This window comes from Caldisericaceae bacterium (assembly GCA_036574215.1).
GTDB lineage: Bacteria > Caldisericota > Caldisericia > Caldisericales > Caldisericaceae > Caldisericum.
In genome coordinates this window covers 1-3,606 of the sequence record JAINCR010000002.1, presented here as the reverse complement: position 1 = coordinate 3,606, position 3,606 = coordinate 1, and the positions used below count along the sequence as shown (strand labels likewise).

Below are 3,606 nucleotides of genomic sequence, written 5' to 3'. Positions count from 1 at the left end.
CGAGGTTTTTATTTAATTCATCAAACCTTTTCTTCTTTAAGAGAAATTTTATCGACTCTGGAATACTAAAGAGAGTAAAAAGAAAAACTAAAGAGAAAATAAAGACATAGTAATCAAGTTGCCAATTTGTTTTTCCTACTGTTACAGCAAATACACCGATTATTATCGAACCTATAGCCCAACTTGCTTCAAGAAGCACAAGATTTCTTCCTCTTATGGATTTAGGAGAAAATTCTGCTAAATATGAATTTACAACTGGAAGCAATCCACCCATTCCCATACCAGCAAGAAAACGAACCAAAAGAAGCAAATTGAAATTCATTCTTATACCTGTTAATGCGGTAAATACCGCTGTTAAAACAAGAGTTATTGCAATTAGCGGTTTACGTCCAAAATAATCTGAAACGTTGCCGAAAAGAGTTGCTCCTATTAACATCCCTAAAAATGTAAAAGAAGCAATAAGAGAAGTTTTAGTTTGATCAATATTATAATACAAAGCAATTTTAGGAAGAGTTAGGCTCATCACCATGACACCGGAAGCAACAGTTGCCCAAAAAAGAGCGCTAACCAAAAGTAGTTTTACTTGAACTCCTTTTGAAACTTTTTTTTCAAGAAAATCTTCTACTTGCATTTTTACCTCCTTAGACTTTTTTTAGTAAATTGTAGCATATGTATATACACGTGTCAAGTATTTGAATTGAGACTTTTTACAAAAATCCTACGCTGAAACAAGTATGTCATCCTGAATCGTGTCATCCTGAGCACTTTTTTTTCATCCTGAGTGTAAGCGAAGGATCTAATATTTGAGAGGAACAGTCCCAAGGCTTCCCTTTCTCATCCAGTCATCCCGAGCACGTTTTCTTTGCTCAGTGTAAACTTAAGCGAAGGATCCTGTCTTTAAACGTATGAGATTCTTCATTTCTTACACCCTCAGAATGGCAATATAGGATGAACGGCAAGATTCTTCCTCGGCAAAAGGTCGCCTCGTTAAGAATGACGCCCATTATGTCATCCTGAGTGAAAAGAAGGATCTTGTCTTTCAAAGGAAAAGATTCTTCCTCGCTTAATTCGTTCGCTTATCTGAATGACCAGGCGAGTCTTCACCACGTAGGAATGAAATTGTTTGTTTTAGGATTATTTCAAAGTCAGCATGACATTTTGGGTTATTTTACTGCTTTTGTAAGAGACCCAAATTCGCAAAAATAACAGATAGATTAAATAAAAAAAGAAAAGTCGATGAAGCAAAAAAAATGAATTTTATTTTATTCTGCTAATCTCGTTAACAATCTGTTTTGCGATATCTTTTTGAGTTTTTAAAATTACTTCTTTTACTTTGTTTATGTTATCTGGATAATTCTTACAAATCTCAATTAAATTGGGATATTTTTCAACAATATATTCAAATACATTAGGGTATTCAATTTTGTATGCCAAAAGAGCAGATTTTTCAATTAATTTATGAATAAGAACGAGGGTATCTATAGTTGGAACTCTTCGATTTGAAACTATACTTTTTACACTTTGAGGTTTTACTTCCATTGAGGAAAGGAATTTTATCTCTTCGGAAGTAAGAACGATTTCTTTATTACCTTCACCAATTTCAACAAACATATCAAGTAGATATGAGATATTCGTAAAAATATTTTCGGTTTCTTCAATTGTTTTTATTACTGAATCTGTTAAATTTTCAAATTCGGATTTAAAAAAAACAGAACCCTGGATGTTAAAATCAAACTCATCTTTTACAATTGCCATCTCTTTCAGCGCATCTAAATCAGAAAAATCATTATAACTTGCATAAACAATACGGCCTTCTTTTATAAGAACTTGATTTTCATCTTCCAAACCAATATAGAGAATGCCAGACATCTTGTTTTTGTTAACAAGATTAAGAATTTGTGATAACTTCATATCCTTCCAAAGAAACCCTTTTAGCATACTTTATTATACACAATTTTTTTAATAAATAAAGGTTTAAAAATTTCACCTTTTAAAATGACTAAATTTATTTAAATAAGGTTGACTAAGTAACTGAAATAAATTATAATTAGAAAAAATTTAAAGGGGGTTTTATGAAAATTACACTTTTTAAAAACGAGAAACACGAAGTTGTGAAATTCTACAATTATGAAGATGCAGATGAAGTTGAAACAAATCAGTTCCTTATAAAAAATGGCGATGAAGGAATTTTATTTGAACCAGGTGGCACAAGAATTAATACCTTCCTATTCTCAGAAATTTCAACAATTATTCCGCCGCAAAAAATAAAATACATAGTTTTATCGCATCAAGACCCTGATGTTGGAGCATCGCTAAATTTTTGGTTGATCTCCTTAAATTCAAAAATAGTAATCTCAACTCTTTGGGAAAGATTTATCCCTCACTATACAACGAAAGGTATTAGTAAAGAGCGCTTTGTCTTAGTAAACGACTACGGTGGAAAACTTAAATTAGGTAATACAGAAATTATCCTTCTTCCAGCACATTTTTTACACTCTCCGGGGAACTTTCAAGCATACGACCCAACATCAAAAATTCTTCTTTCAGGGGATATGGGCACTTCTTTTAATGCACCTTACGAAGAAGTTCAAGATTTTGAAAACCACAAGCAGTATATGGAAGGCTTTCACAAAAGATACTTGCCGTCTTCTTACTCAATTAAAGAGTGGGTCAAATTGGTAAGAAGCTTGGATGTAGAACAAATTATCCCCCAGCATGGAGCAAGATATCCAAACAAAGAAATTGTAAATGCCTTCCTTAACTGGGCAGAGCAATTTAAACCAACTCTTGAAGAAAACCCAGGCTGGTATAAAGTAAATAATGAATTTTTAGATTAAAACTTTAAACTATACTAAAAAGTATTTCTAAAGTGCTGTCTTACGGCATCCTAATAGGATGCCTTTATTTTTTTTCTTGCACGGACCTTTCCATTAAAATTTTTTTCTAAAGAAGTGTAAGATAGTAATTTCTTCACGGATTCTTCACAGATGGTTTTGTATAATGCTTTCAGGAAGTTCAAAAAGAACTTCCAAAAAAACTTACACTTAGGAGGTGCAAGATGAAAAAAAGAGTTTTAGCGTTGATGGTAATTCTTGGCGTGATAGTATCAAGTACTGCATTCTTTGTAAGCAAACACAATGTGTTTGCAAGTGGAACAACAACTACTTCTCAGGTAGCAACTAGTGCAAAAGCTCAAGATGAAGCAAACACTCAAAACGATGTAAAAGAGCCAAACTATGTTGGGAGTATTGCTGTAACTGAAACAGATGCAAAAGATGAAGCAAGTGAAGCTCAAGCCCTTCAAGGACTTGCAAAGATTTCACAAGCTGATGCAGAAAAAGCTGCCCTGGCTAAAGTTCCAGGCACAGTTGTAAAAACAAGTTTAGATAATGAAAATTGCTATCTTGTGTATAGTGTTACTATTAAAGATGCCAACAACAAATTAAGTGATGTAAAAATTGATGCAGGCACAGGTTCAGTATTGATAGTTGAAGCTTCAGATAGTATGGAAGAAAAAGCTTCTCAAGCACCTGATACTGATACAGTGCAAGAAGAACTTCAATCAGGTAATTAGTTAGATCTTATTCTTACAGAAAAACTCCGGGG

General features: G+C 33.1%; 4 protein-coding genes. 2 read left to right on the top strand and 2 right to left on the bottom strand.

The features are described 5' to 3' along the window. Both K6343_00105 and K6343_00100 read right to left on the bottom strand, forming a co-directional pair. A partial coding sequence (locus tag K6343_00105) for an MFS transporter (protein ID MEF3244377.1) occupies nt 1-631 on the bottom strand: 631 nt, incomplete at its 3' end. Nucleotides 632-1,257: 626 nt separating this feature from the next. Further along, complete coding sequence (locus tag K6343_00100; GenBank protein MEF3244376.1) at nt 1,258-1,911, bottom strand: DUF4388 domain-containing protein; 654 nt, start codon at nt 1,909-1,911, stop codon at nt 1,258-1,260. Nucleotides 1,912-2,072: 161 nt separating this feature from the next. Between K6343_00100 and K6343_00095 the strand changes: the two genes are divergently transcribed. Both K6343_00095 and K6343_00090 read left to right on the top strand, forming a co-directional pair. Next, nucleotides 2,073-2,837 (top strand): MBL fold metallo-hydrolase, encoded by a 765-nt coding sequence (locus tag K6343_00095; protein MEF3244375.1) that lies wholly within the window; start codon nt 2,073-2,075, stop codon nt 2,835-2,837. Nucleotides 2,838-3,058: 221 nt separating this feature from the next. Beyond that, nucleotides 3,059-3,574: a PepSY domain-containing protein gene (locus K6343_00090; GenBank protein MEF3244374.1), complete on the top strand. Its 516-nt coding sequence runs from the start codon at nt 3,059-3,061 to the stop codon at nt 3,572-3,574. Nucleotides 3,575-3,606: the final 32 nt, after the last annotated feature.